Source organism: Roseococcus pinisoli, assembly GCF_018413645.1.
In the GTDB taxonomy this organism is placed as follows: Bacteria; Pseudomonadota; Alphaproteobacteria; order Acetobacterales; family Acetobacteraceae; genus Roseococcus; species Roseococcus pinisoli.
Genome location: NZ_JAHCDA010000002.1, coordinates 1,256,811 through 1,281,716, shown reverse-complemented (window position 1 = coordinate 1,281,716; position 24,906 = coordinate 1,256,811). Strand labels below are relative to the sequence as shown.

Below are 24,906 nucleotides of genomic sequence, written 5' to 3'. Positions count from 1 at the left end.
GACTGCGGGATCCCCGGCTGATGGCGGCCATGCCGCCGCCCACCGGCGACGACGCGCTGCTGCCCCCCGGCACCATCATCAAGCCCGCGGCCGTTCTCGTGGCCATGGTGCTGCGCGACGAGGAGCCGGGCGTGCTGCTCACGCAGCGCGCGGCGCATCTCAAGAGCCATCCGGGGCAGGTCAGCTTCCCCGGCGGCCGCATCGAGCCCGGCGAATCCCCCGAGCAGGCCGCCCTGCGCGAGGCCTTCGAGGAGGTGGCGCTGGACCCCAGCCTGCCGCGGGTGATCGGCCGCCTGCCGCGCCATCTCACCGGAACGGGCTATGAGATCACGCCCATCATCGCCGCGCTGCGGCCGGGCTTCACCCTGCTGCCTTCGCCGGACGAGGTCGAATCCGCGTTCGAGCTTCCGCTCTCCACCCTGCTCGACCCCGCGGCGCCCCGTCGCGAGCGGGCGGAATGGAAAGGGCGCATGCGCGAATACTGGGTCTGGCCGCATGGCGAGCACTTCATCTGGGGCGCCACGGCGACCATCCTGGTGAACCTCGCCACCGCGCTGCGGGCTCAGGGTTCCGCCTGACGCAGGTCGTCATGGCTCCGCCGCACAAAGTCGCTATGGTCCAACCATGGGCATCCTGATCGAGCTAATCCTCTTCGCATTGCCCTTCATCGCCTATGTCATCTGGTGGCGGATGACCGGCAGCAAGCCGGGGCACGAGCCTTCGCGCCGGCTGATCGTGCTGGCGGCGATCGGCGTGGCCTGCGGCGTGGCGGGGGCGATCTACTACGGCCTCTCGCGCAGCCTGGAGAACGACAACTACGTGCCCGCGCATATCGAGCGGGGCGGGATCGTGCGGGGAACCACGCGGTGAGCCTGCCGGACTATCTGCGCGCCGAGGGGCCGCAGCGGGTCTTCGGGGCCCTGGCGGATTCGCGGGCCGTCGGCGGCTGCGTGCGCGACAGCCTGGCGGGCGTGCCCGTCCGCGACCTGGACATGGCGGCGCCCTTTCCGCCCGCCGAGATCGCGGAGCGGCTGAAGGCCGCCGGCTTCAAGGTCTTCGAGACCGGGCTCGCGCACGGCACGGTGACGGCGGTGCTGCGCGGCGTGCCCATCGAGGTGACCTCCCTCCGCCGGGACGTCGCGACCGACGGCCGCCATGCCGAGGTCGAATGGACGACCGACTGGCGCGAGGATGCCGAGCGGCGGGACTTCACCATCAACGCCATGTCCATGGGCGCGGACGGCCTGCTGCACGACTACTTCTCCGGCGCGGCGGATCTCGCGGCGCGGCGGGTGCGCTTCGTGGGCGACGCCGCCCAGCGCCTGCGCGAGGATTATCTGCGCGCGCTGCGCTTCTTCCGCTTCCACGCCCGCTATGGCGGGACCGAGCCCGACCCCGTCGCCGTGCAGGCGATCCGGGAGGCCGTGCCGGGCCTGGCGCGGCTTTCCGCCGAGCGGGTCTGGAGCGAGCTCAAGCGGCTGATGGAGGCCGAGGATCCGCGCGCGGCGCTCCGCCTCATGGCCGGGACGGGCGTCCTGCCCGCCGTGCTGCCCGAGGCCGGGGACCCCGCACGGCTGGACCTGGCCCTGGCGCGGGGCGTGACCGACGTCGTGCTCCGCATCGCGCTGCTGCTGCCGGTGGGCGCCGACCTGACGGCGCTGGCCTCGCGGCTCAGGCTCTCGGGCCAGGAGGCCTCCCGCCTGCGGGCGCTGCATGCCATCGAGGGCGTGCCGTCGCCGGAGGAACGCGATCCGGACGTGCTGCGCCGCTTCCGCGCCGCCGCCCGGCTGCGCAGCGAGGCCGCCCTGCCGGGCGAGATCCTCCTCGTCGCCGCCGCGCAATATCCGGATCGCGACTATGGACCGCTCCTCGACCATCTGGAGCCGGGGCTGGGTCCGGCCTTTCCGCTCCAGGGCCGCGACGTCGTGGCCCTGGGCGTGGCGCACGGGCCGGCGATCGGCCGGCTGCTGGGGCAGGTCCGCGACTGGTGGCTCGCGACCGGCGCTGCCGCCGGCCACGCCGGATGCCTGGAAAAACTGCGCGAACTGGTCGGGGAGGGCGCTTCCTGATACCCCGCGCCCCCATGTCCACCGAGAGCGCCTCGCTTCCCCTGATCCGCCGCTACTGGCGCGACCATCTGCACCAGCAGAAGGGACGCCTCGTCCTGGCGGTTGTCCTGACCCTGGTCCTGGCGGGCATCACCGCGCTCTATCCGGTGATCATCCAGCAGGCCTTCGACAGCTTCGGGAAGGGTGACCCGAACGTCGTCTGGCTGCTGCCGCCCATCATCGTCCTGGTGACGGCCGCGCGCGGGGCGGCGATGTACTTCCAGCAGACGGTGATGCAGAGCGCGGTCCTGCGCAGCATTGAGCATCTGCAGAATTCACTGTTCTCGGCCCTTACCCGGGCGGATTACGCGGCCGTGAGCGCCGAGGCGCCGGCGCGGCACGTCACCCGCTTCACCCTGGACGCCACCCAGATCCGAGAGGCGCTGACCCGCAGCATCAACGGCATGGGCGACCTGCTGACGGTCATCGGCCTCGTCGCCTCGATGATCTGGCTCGACTGGCAGCTCGCGGCCATGGCGGCACTGCTCTACCCGATCGCGGCCTGGCCCATCCTGACTATCGGCAAGCGCATCCGCCGCGCCTCGCGCGGCATGCAGGACCGGGCGGGCGAGACCAGCGCCCTGCTGAACGAGAGTTTTTCGGGCGCCCGCGTCGTGCGCACCTATCGGCTGGAGGAGCAGGAGGAGGCGCGCGCCGCCGCCGCCTTCGCCGAGCTGCGCGGCAGCCTGCAGCGCATCATCCGCGTCCGTGCCCGTGTCGACCCCATCCTCGAGGCGCTGGGCGGCCTGACGGTCGCCGTCGTGCTCGGCGTCGTCGGCTGGCGGGTGTCCACGGGGCAGGGGACGATCGGCGAGTTCACCGGCTTCGTCGCCGCCGTGCTGATCGCGGCCCGGCCGGTGCGCGCGCTGGGCTCGTTGAACGCGGCCCTGCAGGAGGGGCTGGCCGGCCTCGTCCGCGTCTTCGGCGTGATCGACATCAGGCGCGAGATCGCGGACCAGCCCGAGGCGCGCCCGCTGCCCGCGGGCCATGGCGAGGTCGTCTTCGACCGGGTGGGCTTCCGCTATCCCGGCAGCGACGTCCCGGCGGTCGAGGGCCTGGACCTGCGCGCCGCCCCTGGCGAGACGGTTGCCCTGGTGGGCCCCTCGGGCGCGGGAAAATCCACCGCCATCGCGCTGCTGCCACGCCTCTACGACGCGACGGAGGGGCGCATCCTGCTGGATGGCGCGGATATCCGCGGGGTTCACCTCGCCGAGCTGCGCGACGCCATCGCCTATGTGGGGCAGGAGGCGGTGATCTTCGACGACACGGCCTTCGCCAATATCGCCTGCGGCCGGCCGGGCGCCACGCGCGAGGAGGTCGAGGCGGCGGCGCGGGCGGCCCAGGCGCATAGCTTCCTCCAGGCGCTGCCCGCCGGCTACGACACGCCGCTGGGCCCGGCCGGCGGCCGGCTCTCGGGCGGCCAGCGCCAGCGCGTGAGCCTCGCCCGGGCCCTGCTGCGCAACCCGCGGGTGCTGCTGCTCGACGAAGCCACCAGCGCGCTTGATGCCGAGAACGAGGCGGCCGTGCAGGCGGCGCTCGAGACGCTGCGCGAGGGACGCACCACGCTGGTGATCGCGCACCGCCTGGCGACGGTGCAGAACGCCCATCGCATCGTGGTGATGGATGACGGACGCGCCGTCGAGCAGGGCACCCATGCCGAGCTCATGGCCGCGAATGGCCTCTATGCCCGGCTGGTGCGGACCCAGGCCTTCGCCGTGGCCTGACACTTCGCGACGCCCGACGCAACGGCGGGGGCGGAGCGGCGTTGTGGCGCATCATGCGCCTGAATGCCGCCCTTGCCGTCGCGTTGCTTGCGCTCGTGGCCTGCCGCGAGGAGAGGGGCTCGGCCGCGGAAGCGCGGGAGAAGGCGGCCCGCGAAGCCGGCGCCGCGGCCGTGCTGGAGCGGCTGCAAGTGGCGGGCGTCCGGCAGCGGGGCGTGCAGGTTTTTCCCCAGGCCCTGGCCGATACGCTCGCGGTCTGCGGGCGGGCGCAGGCCTCCACCGCCGCCGGAAGCCCCTTCCTTCCCTATGTGGCCATCGTGTCCTTCGAGGGCGCCACGCCGAGCCTGACCGACTTCGTCCTGGGCGCTAGCGGCCGCGAGGCCTCGCGCGCCTTCGCGCAGATGATCAACCGCTGCTACGAGGGCGGCGGCCCGGCGACCCGCCCGCCGCCCGCGCCGGAGCTGGGAGACGACGTGGTTGCCCAGGCCCAGGCGCCCGCCGAGACGCCGCGCGGCCGGGGCACCGTCATCGTCGCCCGGTCGGGCGCCTATCTGCGGAACGGCACGCGCGGCGGGGCGGTGATCCGCTCCCTGCCGCCCTCCAGCACGCTCCAGGTCGTCGGCGAGGCGCCGGGCGGCTGGTACCAGGTCGGGCAGGGCGGCAGCCCGGTGGGCTGGGTGCATTCCTCGGTCCTGCAGGGGCCGTCCACCCGGTGAGGCGCCCGGCTTGCGCGGCGCCAGGGGCATGGCTCAGATGAGGCGGCGCCGCCTCGGGCGCGACCGGAGGGTTTCCGCATGAGCCAGCGCTTCGTCCCCGCCACCTTCCTGCGCGGCGGCTCGTCCAAGGGCGTCTTCTTCCACGCAAAGGACCTCCCGGCCGACCGCGCGGCGCTGGATGCCCTCCTGCTCGAGGTGCTGGGCTCGCCCGACCCTTATGGCCGCCAGCTCGACGGCATGGGCGGCGGTATCTCCTCCCTGTCCAAGGGCGTGATCATCGGTCCGCCGACCCATCCCGAGGCCGATATCGACTACACCTTCGCCCAGGTGGCGGTGGACCGGCCGGTGGTCGAGTGGAAGGGCAATTGCGGCAACCTGTCCTCGGCGGTGGGGCCCTTCGCTGTCGATAACGGGCTGGTGCGCGTGGCGGATGGCGAGGCGCTGGTCCGCATCCATCAGGTGAATACGAAGAAGATCATCCACGCCCGCTTTCCGGTGCGGAACGGCAAGGCGGAGGTGAGGGGCGACTACGCCATCGCGGGCGTCGCGGGCACGGGCGCCCGCATCCGGCTCGACTTCCTGTCGCCGGGCGGCACCCAGACCGGAGCGCTGCTGCCCACCGGCCAGGCGATCGAGCGGATCGACGGGCTGGCCTGCACGCTGATCGATGCCGCCAATCCGGCCGTTTTCTTCGCAGCGGCGGATTTCGGCCTGACCGGCGAGGAGAGCCCGGACGCGATCGAGGCCGTGCCGGGGCTGATGGCGCGGCTCGACGTGCTGCGTCGGCTCGCCGGCGTGCGAATGGGGCTGGCGGAGACGCCGGAGCAGGTGGGGCTCGCCGCGCCGCGCATCGCGCTGCTGGCGCCCCCGGGCATCCCGCGCCTGCTGGACGGCTCGGTGATGTCGCCGGAGAGCCATGACATCCAGGTGCGCATGCTCTCGATGGAGCGCGTGCATCGCGCGGTGCCGCTGACCGGCGCGCTCGGCCTGGCCTGCGCCTGCCGTGTCGAGGGCAGCCTGCCCGAAAGGCTCTGCGGGCCCTTGCGGAGCCCCGATGAGATCCGGGTGGCGCAGCCCAGCGGCATGCTGGCGGTGGGCGCCGAGGTGCGGCGCGACGGCGAGGGCTGGCGCGCGGAATCCGCCGTCGTCTACCGGACGGCACGGACGCTCATGGTCGGCGCCGTGGCGCTGCGCGACTAGAGCTTTTTGTTTTCGAGCATCTCCACCCGCTCGGGTGAAGCAGCCTGAGCGGGATCTGCTCTGGGATATCGTTTATTTCTGCCGGAGGATTTCCTATCTATCTCCCGAAGGGATAGGTGGCCCATGGATATCTCCGACCTGCGCGTCTTCGAGGCCGTGTCCCGCCACGGGAGCATGAACCAGGCCGCGCGCGAGCTGAACACAGTCCAGTCCAACGTGACGGCGCGGGTCCGCGCCCTGGAGGACGAGCTGGGCGTCGCGCTCTTCCAGCGCCATGCGCGCGGCGTCTCGGTCACGCCCGCCGGCCAGCGGATGCTGCCCTTCGTGGGGCGGATCAGGAAGCTGCTGGGCGATGCGCAGGTGGCCGCGCGGGACGACGGAACGCCGTCCGGGACGCTGCTGCTCGGCGGCCTCGAGACGACGACGGCGCTCCGCCTCTCCCCCCTGCTGGGCCGCTTCTCCCGCGAGCATCCGGCGGTGCGGCTCGCCGTGAGCACGGGCACCACGCGCAAGCTGCTGGGCGATGTGCTGGAATGCCGGGTGGAAGGCGCCTTCGTCGCGGGCCCCGTGGCCCATCCCGAACTCGTGACCGAGCCAGTGTTCCGGGAGGAGCTGGTCCTGGTGACCTCCCCCGCGATCCCGTCCCTCGCGGCCTTGCCGGAGGTGCGGGAGCTGCGGACCGTCGTCTTCCAGCTCGGCTGCTCCTATCGCCAGCGTCTCGAGGACCTGCTGGCCGGGATGGGGGCGGTGACGGCGACGCCACAGGAATTCGGCTCGCTCGATGCGATCCTGAGCTGCGTCGCGGCCGGGGTCGGGGTCACGCTGCTGCCGCGCGGGGTGGCGGCCCAGGCGGAGCGGGAGGGCCGCGTCGCCCTCCACACGCTGCCGCCGGACCGCGCCTGGGTGGAGACGCTCTTCGTCCGCCGGGCGGATGGCTATGTGTCGAGCGCGCTGGCCGCCTTCCTCAATCTCGTGCGCGCCGCAGGCTCGGGGCACGACCGGTCTGCGGAAGGGATATCTCCCGCAGAGATATCCGTTATCTGAACAATTCAATTTTATAGATAAGACCGCGCTCCTACCTTCTCCGTCAGCGATAGCTGATGGAGCTGACATGTCTCGCGCGGCCCGGAAGGGCGAAACCAATCCTGTCCGGGCAGAGGTGGTGGGCGGGCGATCCATCCTCTCCGCCTTCTGCGCCAGCCTGATCGGGATCGGCCTCGCGCGCTTCGCCTATACCCCGCTCCTGCCGGCCATCGTCGATGCCCATTGGTTCGCGGCCTCGACCGCGGCCTATCTGGGGGCCGCCAACCTGGCCGGCTATCTCGCCGGCGCGCTGCTGGGGCGGCCGCTCGCCGCGCGCTTCGGCGCCGTCGCCGTGCTGCGGGCCATGATGCTCCTCGCGACCGCTTCCTTCTTCGCCTGCACCCATCCGGTGGACTTCGCCTGGTTCTTCGTCTGGCGGCTGGCGGCCGGCGTCGCGGGCGGGGCGCTGATGGTGCTGGCGGCGCCGGCCGTGCTGCCGCATCTGGCGCCGGCGCGGCGCGGACTGGCGGGCGGGCTGATCTTCATGGGGGTGGGGGCGGGGGTCGCCATTTCCGGCACGCTGGTCCCGCTCCTGCTGCAGCAGGGGCTGTCGCAGGCCTGGCTGGGCCTCGGCGCCCTGTCGATGCTGCTCACCGCCACGGCCTGGGCGGGCTGGCCGCGCGAGGGCGCGCTGCCCCCGCCGCCCGTGGAAAAGGCCGCCGCGCACCGGCCCCTGCCGCTGCGCGCCCTCTACGCCTCCTATGCACTGAACGCCGCGGGCTGGGTTCCGCACATGATCTTCCTGGTCGACTTCGTGGCGCGCGGGCTGGGGCAGGGCGTGCAGGCGGGCTCCGGCTACTGGATCCTCTTCGGCATCGGCGCCACGCTCGGCCCGCTGCTCCTCGGCCACTTCGCCGATCGGGTGGGCTTCGGTACGGCGCTGCGCCTCGGCTTCGTGCTGGAGGCGGTGGCGGTGGCCCTGCCGGCCGTGGCCACGGGCCCCCTCGCGCTGGGGGCGTCGAGCCTCGTGGTCGGCGCCTTCGTGACGGGGACGGTGCCGCTGGTGCTGGGCCGGATCGGCGAGCTCCTGCCGGGCCATCACGTCCGGCAGAAGGCCGCCTGGAGCCGGGCGACGGTGTTCTTCGCCCTCTTCCAGGCCGTCGCCGCCTATGGGTTGAGCTTCGTCTTTACGGCGACGGGCGGGAACTACCAGCTCCTCTTCCTCGTCGGCGGCGTGGCCGTGGCGCTGGCGCTGGCGGTGGACCTCGTGGCCGCGCTGCGGGCCGTGCCGAAGGGGGCCATGGCCTGAGGGCAGCCAAGGCTTGCTTTGGCCATTGTCCTCGGGCAGCGTCGGTGAAGAGGTCGATCACGACATGAATCGACCCTGTCCAGGGAGATCACGTCATGACGACCAGCGCGTCCATGTCACGCCGTTCCGTGCTCGCCGGCGCCGCCACCTCCGGCAGCCTGCTCATGGCCGGTTCCGGCGCCGAGGCCCAGCCCGCCAAGCCCGCCGAGCTCAAGATCGGCATCACCACCTTCCTCTCCGGCCCGGCCAGCGTCTTCGGGGTTCCGGCCAAGCAGACCGCCGAGATGCTGGCCGAGCAGATCAACGCCGCGGGCGGCATCGGCGGCGTGCCGGTGCGGCTTTCCTTCGTGGACGAGAACCCCGGCACGGAGCACCTGGTCGGCGAGTTCCGCCGCCTCGTGCAGTCCGAGGGCGTGCATGTCGTCTTCGCCTCCATCTCCTCGGGCTCCTGCCTCGCCTGCACGCCGCTCTCGGACGAGATGCGCAAGACGACCATCCTCTGGGACTGCGGCACGCAGCGCATCTTCGAGGAGGGGCGCCACCCCTTCGCCTTCCGCACCCAGGGCTACGGCACCTCCGAGGTGCTGGCGCCGCTGCTCTACCTGCTGAAGCACAAGCCCGATTTCCGCAGCATCGCGGTCATCAACCAGGACTACGCCTGGGGCCGCGATTCCTGGGAGCTCTGGCGCGCGGGCATGGACGCGATGAAGCCCGGCGTGCGCGTCGTGGCCGAGCTTTTCCCGCGCTTCAACAGCACCGACTTCTCCACCGAGATCACCCGCCTGCTGGCGCTGCGGCCCGACGTCATCCTCTCCACCTCCTGGGGCGGCGAACTGGTGACGCTGGTGCGGCAGGCCAATGAGCGGCGGCTGCTCGAGCGTTCGCTGATGGTGCTGCCGGTGGCCGAGGCCTCGCTTCCGCCGCTGGGCCGCTCCATGCCGGCCGGCCACATCATCGGCACGCGCGGCGACCACTGGGTCAACCATCCGCGCCCGCGCGACAAGGCGGCGCTGGACCGCTTCGTGAATGGCTACCAGCAGCGCTTCAACCAGCCCGCCATCTATCCCTGCCACCACATGTTCCAGGCCTTCTCGGCGCTGCAGGCGGCCTACACCAAGGCGATCGCGGCCAAGTCCGGTGGCTGGCCGAACGACCAGGAGCTGGCGGCGGCCTTCCAGGGCCTGACCTTCGACACGCCGACCTCGCGCATCACCATCCGCGAGGACGGGCAGGGAATGGAGGACCAGATCGTCGGTCTCTCCTCTTTCGGCACGCTGCCCTATGCGGTGCCGGAGAAGATGATGCTCTACCCCGCCACCAACGTCAGCGCGCCGGTCGGGCAGAAGAGCGTGGACTGGCTGAAGACGCTGCGCGCAGGGCTGGAGAACACCGCGGGCGAGGCGATCTGAGCCGGGAGGCACGCGCATGTATGGCTGGTTCGAGGAGAACGGGCTGCTGCTCGGCCTCGCGCTGCTGGACGGGCTCGCCTATGCGGCGCTCGTCTTCATGGTGGCGGTGGGGCTGAACCTCGTCTTCGGCGTGCTGCGCGTGCTGAACGTCGCCCATGGCTCGCTCTACGCGATCGGCGCCTATGCGGCCGCGAGCCTCGGCCTCTTCGCGGCGTCGAGCGGCCTGCCGGCCTGGGCCAGCCTGCCCGTGCTGCTCGTGGCGGCGGCGCTGGTCGGCGGCATCCTCGGTCCGCTGATCGAGCGGCTGCTGTTGCGCCGGATCTATGCGCAGGAGCCGGTGCTGCAGCTCCTCGTCACCTTCGCGCTCTTCATGATCCTGGAGGATGCGCAGAAGCTGATCTGGGGCACGCAGCCCGTGCAGAACGATGCGGCGATGCGGCTGCTCGGCAATTTCGACGTGCCCTTCGGGGCCGATTTCATCCCCTTCACGGCCTATCAGCTCTTCGTCCTGCCGGGCGTGGCGGTGGCGACGCTGGTGGGCCTCGCCTGGTTCCTGCGGCGGACGCTGACGGGGCGCGTCATCGTCGCCGTCACCACCGACCGCGAGGCCGCGACGGCCATGGGCATCGACGCCTCGCGCATCTACCTGCTGACCTTCACCTTCGGCGCGATCCTGGCCGCGCTGGGCGGCGCGCTGTCCTCGCCCACGGCCTCGCTGGTGCCGGGGCTGGGGGCGCAGACCATCGTGCTCTCCTTCGCCGTGGTGGCGACGGCGGGGCTCGGCCAGATCGAGGGCGCGGCGCTGACCGCCCTGATGATCGGCCTCTCCCGCTCCATCGCCGTCTACTTCCTGCCGGAGGCCGAGGTGCTGACGCCCTATCTCATCATGGTGGCGGTGCTGCTGGTGCGGCCGCAGGGGCTGTTCGGCGTGGCGGAGACGCGGCGGGTATGAGCAGGACAGCTTCCTGGAAGACCCTCCCCACCAAAGGCCGAAGGGCCTTTGGAAACCAATACTTGAGTCCCGGGGTCCAGGGCCAAAAGCCCTGGCGGGCGGAGTTTGAGGAGGGCAGAGCCCTCCTCAAGGGATCGGTAGAATGAGAAGAACGGAAACGCTTCTCGCGATCGGCGGCGCCGCGCTGCTGGTGCTGCTGGCCATCCTCGCGCCCTGGCTGCGCTTCGTGCTGACCATCGCCCTCGCCAAGGGCGTCGCGGTGCTCGGCATCCTGCTGCTGCTGCGGGCGGGACAGGTGAGCTTCGGCCACGCACTCTACCTCTCCTTCGGCGCCTATACCGTGGCCTTCCTCGCGCCCGCGATGCCCGAGGCGCTGATCCTGATGCCCGTGGCCATGCTGCTCTCGGGCCTGCTCGGGCTGGTGATCGGCCTCTTTGTGTCGCGCTACCGGGACATCTTCTTCAGCATGCTGAACCTCGCCATCAGCATGGTGTTCTACTCGCTGCTGGAGAAGCTCTACCACTACACCAAGGGCACGGACGGCATCCGCGTCGGCGTGCCGCGCTTCCTCGGCATGGCCCTTGAGCGCGACCAGTTCGAATGGGCGATGTTCGGGACGGCGCTGGTGCTGGCGCTGGCCATCGGTTGCTTCGTGCGCCTCTACCTCGCCTCGCCGATGGGGCAGGCGCTTTCCGCCATCAAGACGCGTGAGACGCGGCTTGAGTTCATGGGCCTGCCGGCGCGCGCCGTGCTGCTCTCGGCCTATGTGCTCTCGGCGCTGATGGGCGGGCTGGCGGGCAGCATCATCGCCATGACGACGCGCCATGTGACGCCGCTGCTGGGCTACTGGACCGTCTCGGGCGAGCTGGTCTTCATCGCCATCCTGGGCGGCGCCGGCGCCGCGCTCGGCCCCTTCCTCGGCGCGGTGACCTTCGAGCTGGTTCGGGTCTATGCGGCGGCGAGCTTCGCCGATGCCTGGCAGGCCATCCTCGGCCTCGTGCTGCTGGGCGTGATCCTGTTCTTCTCCCGCGGCCTGTGGGGCATGGTCGAAAGCCTGTGGCGGAGGCGCGCATGAGCGACGTGCTTCTCTCGGCGCAGGGGCTGCGCCTGGCCTTCGGCGGCGTGAAGGCGGCCGACGGCATCGACCTCGATGTCCGGCGCGGCGAGTTCCTGGCCATCATCGGGCCGAACGGCGCCGGCAAGACGACCTTCATCAACATGACCACCGGCTATCTGCGCCCGCAGGCCGGCATCATCACCTATGAGGGCCAGGCCATTACCGGCATGGCGCCCCGGCGCATCGTGGCGCGCGGCATCGCGCGCTCCTTCCAGCTGCCGCAGCTTTTCACCGAGCACACGGTGCTGGAGAATGTCGCGCTCGCCATCGCCGCACGGGAGGGGCCGTGGTCGCCGCTGGCGCCGCTGCTGCGTCCGCGCTGGCGCGAGGAGGCGGTGGATCTGCTGGAGCGCTTCGGCCTCACCTCCATCGCCGGGGCGCGGGCGGATGCGCTGAACGAGGGCGCGCGCAAGCTGGCCGACATCGCCATGGCCGTCGCGCTGAAGCCGCGCCTGCTGCTGATGGACGAGCCGACCTCCGGCGTGGCCGCGAACGAGAAGATGGAGGTGGTGGAGACGCTGGCCCGCGTCCTGCGCGCGGCGCAGGTCACGGCCGTCTTCGTTGAGCACGACATGGACGTGGTGGAGCGCTTCGCGGACCGCGTGGCCGTCTGGTCGCAGGGCAGGATCGCCGCGCTGGGCCCGCCCGCCGAGGTGCTGTCGGACCCGCAGGTGCAACGCGACGTGATCGGGATCGAGCGCCATGCTGCGGCTTGAGGGCGCCTGCGTCGACATCGCCGGCGCGCCGGTGCTGCGCGGCGTTTCGCTGCACGTGCCGCCGGGCGGCCGCGTGGCGCTGATCGGCCGCAACGGCGCCGGCAAGACCACAACGCTGCGCGCGCTGATGGGGCTGCTGCCGCTGCGCGCCGGCAGCGTCTCGGTGGCGGGGGAGAATGCCTCGCATGTGCCCGCGCATTTCCGCGCTCGGCTCGGCGTGGGCTACGCGCCGGAGGATCGCCGGCTCTTCGGCAGCTTCACCGTGCACGACAACATGCTGCTGCCGGCCCAGGTGCTGAAGCTGGACCCGGCGGAGACGGCACGGCGGATGGAGGCGGTCTTCACCCTGCTGCCGGAATTGCGGGACCTGGCGCCGCGCAAGGCCGCCGGCCTCTCGGGCGGGCAAGGCAAGATGGTCGCGCTGGCGCGCGCGCTGATGATCGGCACGCGCGCGATCCTGCTGGACGAGCCCTTCCAGGGCCTGGCGCCCGCGCTGGCGCTGCGTTACGCGGAGGCGCTGCGCCGCCTGCGCGACGCGCTGCCGGACGTCGCGATCCTCATCACCGAGAGCAATCCGGGCCTGCTGCGACCGCTGGTCGACAGCACCTACGTCATCGAGCGGGGCGAGATCGCGCCCGCCTGAGCGGCGCCGACAACCCGCCGCCGTCAGCCGGGCGGCGGGCCCGCGGGCGGCATGGTGTCGCCCGGGCCCAGGCTGCGCTGCAGGCAGACCGTGTCGATCCAGCGGCCGAGCTTGTAGCCGACCGCGCGCAGGGTGCCGATGCTCTCGAAGCCATGCGCGAGATGCAGCCGCAGCGAGGCCTCGTTTCCGCTGTCCCCGATCATCGCGATGATCTGGCGGAAGCCGCGCCGCTCGCATTCCTCGATCAGCGCGGCCAGCAGCCGCGTGCCGACGCGGCGGCCGCCCGCGTCATGCCGCAGGTAAATCGAGTTCTCGACCGTGTTCCAATAAGCCGGGCGCGGCCGGTAGGAGCTGACATAGGCATAGCCGAGCACAACGCCGTCGCGCTCCGCGACGAGATAGGGATAGCCCTGCGCAACCAGCCCGGCATGGCGCCGCGCCATCTCGCTCGCGCCCGGCGGTTCCGTTTCGAAGGTGGGCGTGCCGTGCAGCACGTAGTGGCCGTAGATGTCGGCCACGGCTTCCATGTCGGCGTCGGTGGCGCTTCGCACGAGGAGCGTGTCCGACGTGACCTGTTCCGAGGCGGCATTCATGGCCGTGCTTCCTTATCGTTCCGAAGATGAATCCGGCTTTAACCGAAAGGCGCCGCGCCGCGCCAGGATGCGGATCGAAAAGGAGTGTTTCGTATGGTGGGACGTGAAGGGGGAAATCCCCCTTCACCTTAGGCGTGACCGATCAGGCCGCGACCTCGACGAGAACGAATTCGGCCTCGTCATTCGCGACGATGACGACCTCGTCCTCCTTGTAGATCGCCGCCCCGTCGCGCGGGCCGAGCGGCGTGCCGTTCACCGACCCGCTGCCCTTGGCCGCGACGAGATAGGCCGCGCGGCCTTCGGCCAGCGTGTAGCGCAGCTCCTGGCCCTTGGAGAGCGTCGCCGCCATCACCGCCGCATCGGCGTTGATGGGCAGCGCGCCAGCCGCCGCGTCGCCTTCGCGGCCGCCGGCCAGCACCTCGAACCGCGCTTCGCGCCCGGCCCTGGGGAAGCTCTTCGCGCCCCAGTTCGGCTTGGCGCCGCGCACATCGGGCATGATCCAGATCTGGAAGAGCTTCGTCGTCTCCGGCTCCAGATTGTACTCGCTGTGCGTGACGCCGGTGCCGGCGGACATGATCTGCACGTCGCCCGCTTCGGTGCGGCCTTCGTTGCCCATGCTGTCGCGATGGGTGATCGCGCCCTCGCGGACATAGGTGATGATCTCCATGTCGCGGTGCGGGTGGGGATCGAAGCCGTTGCCGGCCGCGATCTCGTCGTCGTTCCAGACCCGCAGCTTGCCCCAGCTCATGCGCTTGGGGTCGTGGTAGCTGGCGAAGGAGAAGTGGTGGCGGGCGTTGAGCCAGCCGTGGTCGGCGTGGCCGAGGGTGTCGAAGGGGCGGATGTCGATCATGGTCTGATCCCGTGAGCCGGTTTGTGGCTTCGGGGGATGAGATAGGTGAAGGGAGGGTGCCTTCGCCATGCAGGCGAATGGATCAGCCCTATTCAGCCGGGTGATGACGCCTCCGCAACATGTCCAGGCCCTTCGGCGTGACGGCGACCACGAGGCCGCCGCCCGCCGCGCGCCGGTTCTCGATCACGCCCTCCTCCATCGCATCCTCCCAGACGGTGAGGCGCGGGCAGGAGGTGCGCCAGGCCTCGATCGCCTCCTCATAAGGGCGCGGCGATCGCGCGAGCCACTCGACCATGTCGAGCATCAGGGCCTGGACCACGGGTGTGCTCATGAGGCGTTCATCCATCCGGAGATCAGCAGCCAGCCCCCCTGGGCGAGGTAGAACAGGCCGATCACGGTGATCAGGCGGCGCGACCAGAGGCGAAAGCCGGTGTCGGTCATGGCGTCCAGCACGCGGCGGGCCAGGGTGGTGCCCAGCATCGAGCAGGCCACGCCCATCACGGCGAGCCAGAGCGCCACGCTGCCGGAATCGGGGATCAGCGCGCTGAAATAGACGAATTTCAGCGCGTGGCTCACCACCTGGCAGAAGGCCTTGGTGGCGACGATCTGCCGCCGGTCCTGCTGGCCGTTGCCGAGGAAGAAGGTGTCGGAGAGCGGCCCGGTCACGCCGGTCACCAACATCAGCATCATGCAGGCTGCGCCGTAGGCGAGGCCGTGCGAGATCCGGTCCGGGTCCGGCCGCAGGCTCGACGGCAGCGCCCGGGCGAGGAAGGGCGTCGCGCCGAGGGCGAGCAGCGCCCAGGGCTTGTCCGGCACGAACTGCACCATCGCCCAGGCGGCCGTCGCCAGCACGCTGCCGGTGAGATAGGCGCCCACGCTGCGCCAGCGCACGTAGCGGATCCAGAGAATGGCGCGCCAACCGTTGGAGCCGATCTGCGTGACGGCGTGCAGCGCCATGGCATCGGGCAGGGGCATGAGGACGAGCAGGACGCCGACCAGGATCAGCCCGCCCGCCATGCCGAAGATGCCCGATAGGAGGGAGGTGAAGATCATGATGGCGCCAAGAAGCGCGGCGAGGGGAAGCGACATGCGGCGAAATCTGCGCGCTGGCGCAACGACGCGATAGGGAAGATATACTCGGCTGACCCTCAGCTTTCCTGAGGGTGGAGAAGCCATGTCCCGAAGCCTGCCCTTCATGAACGGCCTGCGCGCCTTCGAGGCTTCCGCGCGCCATGGCAGCTTCGCGGCCGGCGGCGCGGAGCTCCACGTCAGCCCGGCCGCGGTGAGCCGGCTGGTGCGGCTGCTGGAGCAGCGCCTGGGCATCGTGCTGTTCGAGCGGCGGCCGAACCGCCTCACCCTCACGCCCGTGGGCGAGACCTATCGCGCCGGGCTGGGTGCCATCTTCGACGAGCTGGAGCGTCTGACCGTCGCGACCGTGGCGCAGGCCGGGCAGCGCATGCTCACCCTCGGCGTCGGGCCGAGCTTCGCCGCGCATTGGCTGATCCCGCGGCTGGCCGACTGGCACGCCCGCGCGCCCGGCATCCAGGTGCGCGTGACCTCGGGCGGCGCGACGACGGCCTTCGACGAGGGCTGGAGCTGCGGCATTCGCCTGGGCGACGGCGAATGGCCGGGCTTCGTGGCGACGCCGCTTTTCGCCGCGGGCCTCCTGCCGGTCTGCTCGCCTGCCATGGCCGGGCGCCTTGAGGGGGTGGAACAACTGGCCGGCGTCCCGCTGCTGCGGGTGGCGCATGCGGAGGAGGACTGGCCGCTCTGGCTGGCGGCGCAGGGGCTTGCAGGGAAGGTCGCGGTGCGCGGGCCGGTCTTCGACTATTACGGACAGGCGCAGCAGGCGGCGGCGGACGGGCTCGGCGTGGCCATGGGCATCCGCCCCTATATTGACGACGCGCTGCGGCAGGGTCGGCTGGTGGCGCCCTTCGCGGCCTCGGTGCCGAAGGAGAAGGGGTGGTTCCTGGTCCATCGCGCCGGGCGCGAGGAGGATGTCGCCTTCACGGCCTTCCGCGCCTGGATCTTGGAGGCCGCGGCGGCGCCCTCGCGGGAGGAACCGCCGGCTTCCTAGGCCAGGAAGAGGTGCTCGATCAGGATCGAGGTCCCGATCGCCATCAGGCCGAGGCCGCCCAGCCCCTCCGCCCAGCGGCCGAGGCGCGCGCCGAGATGGCGGCCGAACAGGGCGCCGCCGGTCGACAGCAGGAAGGTGGCGCCGCCGATGCACAGCGCGATCACGAGGATATTGACGTCCAGGAAGGCGAGCGACACGCCGACGATCATGGCGTCGAGGCTGGTGGCGATGGCGGTCGCCAGCAGGACGCCGAGGCTGTGGCGGCGCGGCCGGGTGCCATCGCCCTCCAGGCTCTCTGGCGGCTTCAGCGCGCCCCGTACCATGCGCCCGCCGATGACGGCGAGGAGGACGAAGGCGATCCAATGGTCCACGGCGGCGATATAGGCGCTGGCCGCGAAGCCGGCCGCCCAGCCGAGCAGGGGCGTGATCGCCTCGACGGTTCCGAAGATGGCACCGGTGCGCAGCGCCTCGCTCAGCCGTGGGCGATCCAGTGATGCGCCCTTGGCCATGGAGGCCGCGAAGGCATCGGCAGACATGCTGAAGGAGAGCATGGCGATGGTGGAGGGCGACATGGGTCTTCCGCTTCAGGGAAGCCCCGGATAGGTGTCGCCGGCTTTTATGTCAACGTATGAACAGGTGTTTGAGTATTGAATTCTGGACGTCGATCAGAACGGGATCCGCCAGCGTAGCTCGACCCCGCCGCCATGGCCGGCGGCACGGTCGAACTGGCCGCAGGGCTCGCCGCCATTGGCGCGGATGACGCGGATGGAGGCCTCGTTATCCGCGTCGCAGGTGAGCTCGACATGGAGAAGGCCCAGCGGCCGCACCTCCTCCAGCATCAGGGCGAGCGCCCGGGTGGCGAGCCCCTCGCGGCGGCGCCAGGGCACGACGGCGTAGCCGATATGGCCGAAGACATGGGGCGGGAGCGCCGCCGTGCCGGGCTGCCAGCGCGCGCCGATCGAGCCGCAGAATTCGCCCCCCTCCCACATCCAGCGGCGGAAGCTGGGCAGGCGCGGGACGGTCGTGCCGTCGGGCAGGCCGATGGGCGGTCCCTTGGCCTCCGGATCGTCGAACGAGGCCAGAAAGGCCTCCGCATCCTGCCCGATGGCCGCGATCTGCTCCGCCGCGACTTCGGGGCGCAGATTGTCCGGCGACCAGCCGGTCTCGAGCGCGCCGAGATAGGAGCGCAGATGCTCCCGTGCCGGTCGCACGAGCTGAAGACGGCCGGCGGCGGGACTCATCCGCGCGCCCGGCGGTCCGTGGTCGATCCGGCTCATGTGTCTCAGCGGCACATGAGCACGGGCACGTCGCTGTTCTCCAGCACATGCCGCGTGACGCCACCCAGGATGAGCTGGCGCAGGCGGGAATGGCTGTAGGCGCCCATGCAGAGCAGGTCCGCGTCGAAGTCGCGCACGGCGCCGAGCAGGCCGGCGCCGACATCCTTGGTCAGCGGCTTGAACTGCATCGCCTCGGCGGAAATCTCGTGCCAGTGGAGATAGGCCAGGATGCCCTCCACCTTCGGGCCGCGCCGCTGGTACTCGTCCGAATAGAGGATGCGGCGCGCATCGGCGCGGTGCAGCCAGGGCAGGGCGGCATCGATGGCAGCGGCGCTCTCGGCGGAGCCGTTCCAGGCGCAGCAGACGCGCGTGCCGATGGTCTTCGGCGCCTCGCGGGGCGCGATCAGCACCGGGCGGCCGCTATCGAAGAGCACGGCGTGGAGCGCGTCGGAGCTCGAGACGTCCTCGTCGGCCTCGGGGTGCGGGACCACCGCCATGTCGTAGAGGCGCGACTGCTGGGCGACGATGTCCTCCTCGCGGCCCGCGATGGACTCGAAGGAAAGGGTCGGGCCGCCGGACTTCAGCGCGGTCTCCGCGGAATCGGCGATCGTGATGTCGCCGGCGGTGGCGGCGAAGCGATCGAAGAGCGCGCGCACGCGGCCGGCGCGGTCGCCGCTCTCGCGTTCGGTGGCCGCCATCATCTCCTCGATCATGGCGCCGGACAGGCCTTCGCCGGCGAGCGGCGCGACGTCACGCGCATCGACGCGGACATGCAGGCAATGGACGTGCGCGTTCCAGATCCGGGCGACGAGCAGGGCGGTCGCGAGCGCGGCTTCGCCGGCGGCGGTTCCCGTCATGGGCAGAAGCAGGCGGCGGTAGGCCATGGTGGTTCCCCTGAAGCGGGTTGTACTGGAATGGGTTATGGCGGCGTGGAAGGCAATGAGTCCAGCATCTTGCGTGATGACAACGCTGTATCAACCGCCGCGTTGACGCGCTTCCATTCGATCCGGCCGATGTCGCGCGCGGCCAGGACATCGAGGACATGGACGTCGGCATCGGAAGCGTCGCCCTGCCGAGAAGCGACGCGGTCGCGCAGAATGTCGAGCGGCGCTTCGAGCCAGAAGCCGAAGAAATTCGTTGACAGAGCGGCAATGGCGTCGCGTTCCGCGGGGTCGAGATACGCGCCGTCGGCCACGACCGGGCAGCCGGCATTGAGCGCGACGCGCGCGAGTTCTCGCAGCTCGTCGAAAACGCCTTTCGAGGTCTCCGAGCCATAGGCCTCCTTCGGGAGACGCATCTCGGGCAGCACGCCGTGACGGCGCTTGCGAATTTCGTCGCTGCGGAGCTGGACCGCGCCGGGCGAGGGGCCGAGCTCGGGGGCCACGAGCCGTCCGATCGTCGTCTTGCCGGTGCCGGGAAGGCCGCCGATCGCGACCAGCACCGGGGGAGGCGCGGGCTCGAGCCAGGACAGCGCCGCCGCCAGCAGCCGCGCCGCCTCGTCGGAAGAAGCGGCTTCGGCGCGGGCGACGACATGCGCGCGGATGAAGGCGCGGGTCGAAAGCCAGAGTGGCAGGCCGCGCAACAGCGCCACATCGCCGGTGCGGGCCAGGTAGCGGTTCAGCACGCGGTTGGCCGGCCCGCGGCCGTGCCGCAGGGCCAGGTCCATCAGCAGGAAAGCCAGGTCGTAGCCCGTGTCGATGGTGGCCAGCGCCTCGTCGAATTCGAGGGCGTCGAAGGGCGTGGGGCGGCCGTCGATCAGGCAGAGGTTCCCCAGGTGCAGGTCCCCATGGCAGCGCCGCAGGAAGCCGTCGCGGGCGCGCTCGGCCAGCCAGGGCTTCAGCCGGCCGTGCAGGGCAAGCGCCGATTCCGCCCAGCGCAGCACCTCGGCCCGGGGCAGGCCGGCCGCCAGCCCGGCGTCGCGATTGCCCGTGAGGATGGCGGTCATGTCGCCATCGCCCGCGCGCCAGGGTGCGGCGGCGTGCAGCGCGACTACGGCATCGGCCAGCGGATCGAGCAGCGCGGGGTCGAGGTCGCGGGCCGAGAGGAAGGCGTCGGCGGGCAGGCGGCGCATGCGCAGCACCCAGTCCACCGCCTCGCCCTCGCCGCCCAGGCGCAAGCCCTCGGGACCGCGCGTCAGCTTCTCGCAACCGAGATAGAGGGAGGGGGCATGCGGCGCGTTCAGCGCGTATTCGAACTTCACCAGCCGCTCGCGTTCGTCGAGCCGGGTGAAGTCGAGGAAGCCCAGATCCACGGCCTTCTTGAGCTTCAGCGCCTCCCTTTCGCCGAGGAAGACGGCCGAGATATGCGTCTCGATGACGCCACCGCCCGTCAGCCGGGCGAGGAAGGCCGCGGCCTCCTGCTGCCCGGCCGGCACGGCCATCAGGGGTACAGCGCCTCTTCGCGCCAGGCCTCGCCCTCGGGATGGAAGACGCGGCGCTCATGCAGGCGGAAGGGCATGTCGCGCCAGAACTCGATCCGGTCGGGGATCAGGCGGAAGCCGGACCAGAAGGCCGGCCGCGGGATCGCGCTCACGCCGAACTTCATCGTGTAGTCGGCGACGGCCTTCTCGAGCGCCCAGCGCCCCTCCAGCGGCCGCGACTGGCGCGAGGCCCAGGCCCCGATGCGCGAACCGCGCGGGCGGGTGGCGTAATAGGCGTCGGCCTCGGCGTCGGTCACGCTCTCGATCTGGCCCTCGACCCGGATGCTGCGGCGCAGGGACTTCCAGTGGAAGCACATCGCGGCGAAGGGATTCGCGGCGAGCTGCTCGCCCTTCCTCGATTCGAGGTTGGTGTAGAAGACGAAGCCCCGGTCGTCGTGGCCCTTCAGCAGGACCATGCGCGCCGAAGGGCGCCCTTCCGGCGTGCTGGTGGCCAGGCACAGCGCGTTGGGGTCATTGGGTTCGGACTTCTCCGCCTCGGCGAGCCATTCGGCGAAGAGAGCGTAGGGATCGGTTGCTTGAGCCATGCTAAGTCCTTGGGGGCCTTGCCCGGTTCTAGGGCATGTGCCACCACAACTATCGCCCCGCAACCGGTGCCCGCGCCGTCGCGCCCCACCAAGACACGGAACGCCATGAAGGACGACGCCGCTCCCGCCTTGCCAACCGGTACGCTGATGCAAGGCCGCCGCGGCCTCATCATGGGTGTCGCGAATGACCGCTCCATCGCCTGGGCCATTGCCCGGGCCTGCGCGGCGCAAGGGGCTGAAATTGCCTTCACCTATCAGGGTGAGGCGCTGGAAAAGCGCGTTCGCCCGCTCGCCGAGAGCATCGGCAGCGACATCATCCTGCCCTGCGACGTCGGCCGCGACGAGGATCTGGATGCGGTCTTCGGCGCCATCGAGGAGCGCTGGGGCAAGCTCGACTTCTTCGTCCACGCCATCGGTTTCGCGGACAAGCAGTACCTCCGGGGCCGCTTCGTCGACACGCCGCGCGAGGCCTTCCTCCAGGCGCTGGACATCTCCTGCTACTCCTTCGCCGCCGCCGGCCGCCGTGCCGCCGCGCTGATGAGCGAGGGCGGCTCGCTGCTGACGCTGAGCTACCTGGGCGCCGAGAAGTGGGTGCCGCACTACAACGTCATGGGCGTGGCCAAGGCCGCGCTCGAGGCGAGCGTGCGCTACATGGCGGCCGACCTCGGGCCGGACGGTATCCGCGTGAACGCGATCAGTGCCGGGCCGATCAAGACGCTGGCCGCCAGCGGCATCGGCGACTTCCGCTACATCCTGAAGTGGAACCAGTACAACGCGCCCATGCAGCGCAATGTCGGCCTCGACGAGGTGGGCGGTGCGGGCCTCTACCTGCTCTCGCCGCTGAGCACCGGCGTTTCGGGCGAGGTCCATCACGTCGATTGCGGCTACCACATCGTCGGCATGAAGAACCCCGACGCGCCCGACCTCACCATCGACAAGAGTTGACTTAAGGGGGAGGGGGTTCGCCCCCTCCGCGCCGGTAACCGGCGCCAACCGCTCCCGATCCTGGACATTCTTCTTTTCCTTACGATGTCGGAATCTGTATCGTAAGAGAATCGAGTGAGCCTCCGCCGCTAGAGCGAGGCCACGGGGAAGTCCGGGAAAAGGATCGCATTGCATGAATCGTCGCCGTATTGTCGCCGGGACGGCCGCTGGCGCCCTTGGTGCGGCAGGTCTTGCCGCGCCCGCGCTGGCCCAGGCGATGCCGGAGATCCGCTGGCGCTGCGCTTCCTCCTTCCCCAAGTCGCTCGACACCATTTTCGGTGCCGGCGAGCACGTCGCCAAGCGCGTCCTGGCCCTGACGGACGGCAAGTTCCAGATCCGCGTCTTCGGCGCGGGCGAGCTGGTCCCGGCCCTCGAGGTCGCGAATGCCGTGACCGGCGGCACGGTCGATTGCGGCCACACGGCCTCCTACTACTTCGTCGGCAAGGACCCGACCTTCACCTTCGACGCGACCTGGCCCTTCGGCTTCAACTTCCGCCAGATCAATGCCTGGCTGGAACATGGCGGCGGCCGGCAGATCCTGCGCGAGTTCTTCGAGCCGATGAACATCGTCTCGATGCCGGCGGGCAATACCGGCGCGCAGATGGGCGGCTGGTTCCGCCGCGAGATCCGCACGCCCGAGGATCTGCGCGGCCTGAAGTTCCGCGTCGGCGGCTTCGCGGGGAACGTGCTGGCGAAGCTCGGCGTCGTGCCGCAGCAGATCGCCGGTGGCGACATCTATCCGGCACTGGAGCGCGGCACGATCGACGCCGCCGAATGGGTCGGGCCCTATGACGACGAGAAGCTCGGCTTCAACCGCGTTGCCCCCTATTACTACTACCCCGGCTGGTGGGAGGGCGGCCTCAACCTCTCCTTCTACAGCAACAAGCAGCGCTACGACGCGCTGCCCACGCTCTACAAGGAGGCGCTGGAAAGCGCCTGCCGCGACGCCACCATCGAGACCATGGCGAAGTACGACGCCGTCAATCCGCCGGCGCTGCGCCGCCTGGTGGGCGCTGGCGCGCAGCTGCGGCCCTTCCCGCGGCCGGTGATGGAGGCCTGCTACCACGCGGCCAACGAGCTCTATGCCGAGACCTCGGCGGCGAACCCGCTGTTCAAGCGGATCTACGACCACACCAAGGCTTTCCGCGAGGCGACGCTGCCCTGGTTCCGCGTGGCCGAGAACACCTTCGACAGCTTCAACTACCTCATGCAGTCGCAGGAGCAGCAGCGCCGAGGGTAGGGCCGAGTAGGGAAGGACGAAGATGGGCCCGCTTCTCAGCGTCAGCCATGCGATCGATGTGGTGAACCGGCTGGTCAGCCGGCTCGCCGTCTGGGCCGTGCTGGTGGCCTGCGTGGTCAGCGCCGGCAATGCGGCGATCCGCTACCTCCTCTCCTACAGCTCCAATGCCTGGCTCGAGGTGCAGTGGTACCTCTTCACCGTGATCGTCATGCTGGGCGCGGGCTACACGCTGCTGCGCAACGAGCATGTGCGGGTGGACCTGGTCTACGGCAACCTGCCGCCACGGGCGCGGCTCTGGGTGGATGTCGTCGGCCTTATCCTCTTCCTCGGGCCGGCCATGGCGCTGCTGGCCTGGATGACCTGGCCTTTCTTCCTCGACAGCTGGACCCGGCAGGAGAGCTCCTCCAATGCCGGGGGGCTGCTGCGCTGGCCGGTCAAGCTGATCCTGCCCATCGGCTTCGCGCTGATTTTCCTGCAGGGCATTTCCGAGCTCATCAAACGCATCGCGGCGCTGAAGGGCACCAGGACCGGTGAGGTCGAGCTGGTGTCCGAATACGTGCGCCCCGAGCAATAGGACGAAATCCCCGGATGAGCCTGGAACTCATGCCGCCGATCATGTTCGGCGGGCTGGTCGTCTTCCTGCTGATCGGCTTTCCGGTCGCCTTCTCCCTGGCGGCCACGGGGCTTTTCTTCGGGTTCCTCTCCATCGAGATGGGCTTCTTCACCTCGGCCTATCTGGGCAATCTCCCGCTGCGGATCTTCGGCATCATGTCGAACGACCTGCTGCTCTCCATCCCCTTCTTCACGCTCATGGGCGCGGTGCTGGAGCGCTGCGGCCTGGCGGAGGACCTGCTCGAGGGCACGGGGCAGCTGTTCGGCAAGGTGCCGGGCGGGCTGGCCTTCGCGGTGATCCTGGTGGGCGCGGTGCTGGGCGCCATCACCGGCACGGTCGCGGCCTCGGTCATCGCGATGGGCATGATCTCGCTGCCGATCATGATGCGCTACGGCTACGACATGCGGATCGCCACGGGCGTCATCGCGGCCTCGGGCACCATCACGCAGGTCATCCCGCCCTCGCTGGTGCTGATCATCCTGGGCGACCAGCTCGGGCGTTCGGTGGGCGACATGTATGCCGGCGCCATCGGCCCCTCGATCCTGCAGATCCTGCTCTTCATGGCCTTCATCGCGGGCGTGGCGATCTTCGCGCCCCACAAGGTCCCGCCCCTGCCGCCCGAGGCGCTGGCGCCGCGCGGCTGGCCGCTCTACTGGCGCGTGCTGAAGGGCATGGTGCCCTCGATCGTGCTGATCTTCCTGGTGCTGGGCACGATCTTCCTCGGCCTCGCGACGCCGACCGAGGCCGGCGCGATGGGCGCGGTGGGCGCCATCGGTCTCGCCTGGCTCAACGGGCGCTACACCTGGGCGCTGCTCTATCAGGCGATGGAAAGCACCATGCGGATCACCGCCATGGTGATCTTCATCCTGGTGGGGTCGACCGTGTTCAGCCTCGTCTTCCAGGGCGTGGACGGCGGGCTGTGGATCGAGCACCTGCTCTCGCACATCCCCGCAGGTCAGGTCGGCTTCCTGATCTTCGTAAACGTCTTCATCTTCTTCCTGGCCTTCTTCCTCGATTTCTTCGAGATCGTGTTCATCGTCATTCCGCTGCTGGCGCCCGTGGCTGCCAAGCTGGACATCGATCTGGTCTGGTTCGGCGTGCTGCTCTGCGTGAACATGCAGACGAGTTTCATGCACCCGCCCTTCGGCTTCGCGCTCTTCTACCTCCGCGGAATCGCTCCCAAGGAGGTGCGCTCGACCGACATCTATTGGGGCGCGATCCCCTGGGTGCTGCTGCAGCTGATCCTGGTGGCGGTGGTGATCTTCTGGCCGCAGAGCGTGACCTATTGGCTCGACCGGCGGCCCGGGGTGGACCCCTCGACCGTGCGAATCGAGGTGCCGATGCCCGATTCCAGTGAGGAAGAAGCCGCACCCCCCACCTTCTGAGGCGGGACG

At 70.4% G+C, this 24,906-nt stretch carries 27 protein-coding genes; 18 read left to right on the top strand and 9 right to left on the bottom strand.

From position 1 onward, the window contains the following. Positions 1–20: 20 nt before the first annotated feature. The 13 genes from KHU32_RS14625 to KHU32_RS14565 all read left to right on the top strand — a co-directional run bounded on the left by KHU32_RS14625 (position 21) and on the right by KHU32_RS14565 (position 12,914). Positions 21–578: a CoA pyrophosphatase gene (locus KHU32_RS14625; RefSeq protein ID WP_213670811.1), complete on the top strand. Its 558-nt coding sequence runs from the start codon at positions 21–23 to the stop codon at positions 576–578. Between the two features lie 46 nt (positions 579–624). Then, on the top strand, positions 625–870 hold the full coding sequence (locus KHU32_RS14620) for a DUF6111 family protein (RefSeq protein WP_213670810.1): 246 nt from the start codon (positions 625–627) through the stop codon (positions 868–870). Beyond that, on the top strand, positions 867–2,069 hold the full coding sequence (locus tag KHU32_RS14615) for a CCA tRNA nucleotidyltransferase (RefSeq protein ID WP_347265554.1): 1,203 nt from the start codon (positions 867–869) through the stop codon (positions 2,067–2,069). The genes KHU32_RS14620 and KHU32_RS14615 overlap by 4 nt, the downstream gene beginning before the upstream one ends. Before the next feature lie 14 nt (positions 2,070–2,083). Beyond that, positions 2,084–3,832 (top strand): ABC transporter ATP-binding protein, encoded by a 1,749-nt coding sequence (locus KHU32_RS14610; RefSeq protein ID WP_213670809.1) that lies wholly within the window; start codon positions 2,084–2,086, stop codon positions 3,830–3,832. A 53-nt stretch (positions 3,833–3,885) separates the two neighbouring features. After that, positions 3,886–4,545, top strand: a complete 660-nt coding sequence (locus KHU32_RS14605) for an SH3 domain-containing protein (protein WP_213670808.1) — start codon at positions 3,886–3,888, stop codon at positions 4,543–4,545. A gap of 78 nt (positions 4,546–4,623) precedes the next feature. After that, positions 4,624–5,745: a 2-methylaconitate cis-trans isomerase PrpF family protein gene (locus tag KHU32_RS14600; protein ID WP_213670807.1), complete on the top strand. Its 1,122-nt coding sequence runs from the start codon at positions 4,624–4,626 to the stop codon at positions 5,743–5,745. A gap of 123 nt (positions 5,746–5,868) precedes the next feature. After that, positions 5,869–6,789: a LysR family transcriptional regulator gene (locus tag KHU32_RS14595; protein WP_213670806.1), complete on the top strand. Its 921-nt coding sequence runs from the start codon at positions 5,869–5,871 to the stop codon at positions 6,787–6,789. 67 nt (positions 6,790–6,856) lie between these two features. Continuing rightward, positions 6,857–8,077, top strand: coding sequence for a YbfB/YjiJ family MFS transporter (locus tag KHU32_RS14590; protein ID WP_213670805.1), 1,221 nt, complete (start codon positions 6,857–6,859; stop codon positions 8,075–8,077). Between the two features lie 95 nt (positions 8,078–8,172). Then, positions 8,173–9,486: an ABC transporter substrate-binding protein gene (locus KHU32_RS14585; RefSeq protein ID WP_249681052.1), complete on the top strand. Its 1,314-nt coding sequence runs from the start codon at positions 8,173–8,175 to the stop codon at positions 9,484–9,486. 16 nt (positions 9,487–9,502) lie between these two features. Next, positions 9,503–10,438 (top strand): branched-chain amino acid ABC transporter permease, encoded by a 936-nt coding sequence (locus KHU32_RS14580; RefSeq protein WP_213670804.1) that lies wholly within the window; start codon positions 9,503–9,505, stop codon positions 10,436–10,438. Positions 10,439–10,580: 142 nt separating this feature from the next. Then, positions 10,581–11,513, top strand: a complete 933-nt coding sequence (locus tag KHU32_RS14575) for a branched-chain amino acid ABC transporter permease (RefSeq protein WP_213670803.1) — start codon at positions 10,581–10,583, stop codon at positions 11,511–11,513. Then, entirely contained in the window at positions 11,510–12,271 is a 762-nt protein-coding gene (locus KHU32_RS14570; RefSeq protein WP_213670802.1) for an ABC transporter ATP-binding protein, read from the top strand. Before KHU32_RS14575 ends, KHU32_RS14570 begins: the two co-directional genes overlap by 4 nt. Beyond that, on the top strand, positions 12,258–12,914 hold the full coding sequence (locus tag KHU32_RS14565) for an ABC transporter ATP-binding protein (RefSeq protein ID WP_213670801.1): 657 nt from the start codon (positions 12,258–12,260) through the stop codon (positions 12,912–12,914). Before KHU32_RS14570 ends, KHU32_RS14565 begins: the two co-directional genes overlap by 14 nt. A gap of 23 nt (positions 12,915–12,937) precedes the next feature. Here KHU32_RS14565 and KHU32_RS14560 read toward each other — a convergent pair whose 3' ends face one another. From KHU32_RS14560 to KHU32_RS14545, 4 genes are all read right to left on the bottom strand, one after another. Continuing rightward, positions 12,938–13,507: a GNAT family N-acetyltransferase gene (locus KHU32_RS14560; RefSeq protein ID WP_213670800.1), complete on the bottom strand. Its 570-nt coding sequence runs from the start codon at positions 13,505–13,507 to the stop codon at positions 12,938–12,940. A gap of 142 nt (positions 13,508–13,649) precedes the next feature. Next, the gene (locus tag KHU32_RS14555) at positions 13,650–14,357 is read right to left on the bottom strand and encodes a pirin family protein (RefSeq protein WP_213670799.1); all 708 of its coding nucleotides are present in this window, start codon (positions 14,355–14,357) and stop codon (positions 13,650–13,652) included. 88 nt (positions 14,358–14,445) lie between these two features. Continuing rightward, positions 14,446–14,688, bottom strand: a complete 243-nt coding sequence (locus KHU32_RS14550; protein ID WP_213670798.1) for a hypothetical protein — start codon at positions 14,686–14,688, stop codon at positions 14,446–14,448. After that, positions 14,685–15,446 (bottom strand): TSUP family transporter, encoded by a 762-nt coding sequence (locus KHU32_RS14545; RefSeq protein ID WP_213670797.1) that lies wholly within the window; start codon positions 15,444–15,446, stop codon positions 14,685–14,687. Before KHU32_RS14545 ends, KHU32_RS14550 begins: the two co-directional genes overlap by 4 nt. A gap of 85 nt (positions 15,447–15,531) precedes the next feature. Between KHU32_RS14545 and KHU32_RS14540 the strand changes: the two genes are divergently transcribed. Then, positions 15,532–16,434: a LysR substrate-binding domain-containing protein gene (locus KHU32_RS14540; protein ID WP_213670796.1), complete on the top strand. Its 903-nt coding sequence runs from the start codon at positions 15,532–15,534 to the stop codon at positions 16,432–16,434. On the opposite strand, the gene KHU32_RS14535 is transcribed toward KHU32_RS14540, so the two are convergent. The 5 genes from KHU32_RS14535 to pdxH form a co-directional block, all read right to left on the bottom strand. Continuing rightward, positions 16,431–17,006, bottom strand: coding sequence for a manganese efflux pump MntP (locus tag KHU32_RS14535; protein WP_213670795.1), 576 nt, complete (start codon positions 17,004–17,006; stop codon positions 16,431–16,433). The genes KHU32_RS14540 and KHU32_RS14535 overlap by 4 nt on opposite strands. Positions 17,007–17,099: 93 nt before the next feature. Then, the gene (locus KHU32_RS14530; protein ID WP_213670794.1) at positions 17,100–17,711 is read right to left on the bottom strand and encodes a GNAT family N-acetyltransferase; all 612 of its coding nucleotides are present in this window, start codon (positions 17,709–17,711) and stop codon (positions 17,100–17,102) included. Positions 17,712–17,716: 5 nt separating this feature from the next. Then, positions 17,717–18,595 carry a universal stress protein gene (locus KHU32_RS14525; RefSeq protein WP_213670793.1) on the bottom strand — a complete coding sequence of 293 codons (879 nt, stop codon included), beginning with the start codon at positions 18,593–18,595 and terminating at the stop codon, positions 17,717–17,719. A gap of 35 nt (positions 18,596–18,630) precedes the next feature. Further along, positions 18,631–20,091 (bottom strand): bifunctional aminoglycoside phosphotransferase/ATP-binding protein, encoded by a 1,461-nt coding sequence (locus tag KHU32_RS14520; RefSeq protein WP_213670792.1) that lies wholly within the window; start codon positions 20,089–20,091, stop codon positions 18,631–18,633. Then, positions 20,091–20,675, bottom strand: coding sequence for a pyridoxamine 5'-phosphate oxidase (gene pdxH / locus KHU32_RS14515; RefSeq protein WP_213670791.1), 585 nt, complete (start codon positions 20,673–20,675; stop codon positions 20,091–20,093). The genes KHU32_RS14520 and pdxH overlap by 1 nt, the downstream gene beginning before the upstream one ends. A 105-nt stretch (positions 20,676–20,780) precedes the next feature. On the opposite strand from pdxH, the gene fabI reads away from it, so the two are divergent. The 4 genes from fabI (at position 20,781) to KHU32_RS14495 (ending at position 24,897) form a co-directional block, all read left to right on the top strand. Continuing rightward, positions 20,781–21,620 carry an enoyl-ACP reductase FabI gene (gene fabI / locus KHU32_RS14510; protein ID WP_249681049.1) on the top strand — a complete coding sequence of 280 codons (840 nt, stop codon included), beginning with the start codon at positions 20,781–20,783 and terminating at the stop codon, positions 21,618–21,620. Between the two features lie 172 nt (positions 21,621–21,792). Next, positions 21,793–22,899, top strand: coding sequence for a TRAP transporter substrate-binding protein (locus tag KHU32_RS14505; RefSeq protein ID WP_213670790.1), 1,107 nt, complete (start codon positions 21,793–21,795; stop codon positions 22,897–22,899). 22 nt (positions 22,900–22,921) lie between these two features. Continuing rightward, positions 22,922–23,473 carry a TRAP transporter small permease subunit gene (locus KHU32_RS14500; RefSeq protein WP_213670789.1) on the top strand — a complete coding sequence of 184 codons (552 nt, stop codon included), beginning with the start codon at positions 22,922–22,924 and terminating at the stop codon, positions 23,471–23,473. Between the two features lie 14 nt (positions 23,474–23,487). Continuing rightward, complete coding sequence (locus KHU32_RS14495; RefSeq protein ID WP_213670788.1) at positions 23,488–24,897, top strand: TRAP transporter large permease; 1,410 nt, start codon at positions 23,488–23,490, stop codon at positions 24,895–24,897. Positions 24,898–24,906: the final 9 nt, after the last annotated feature.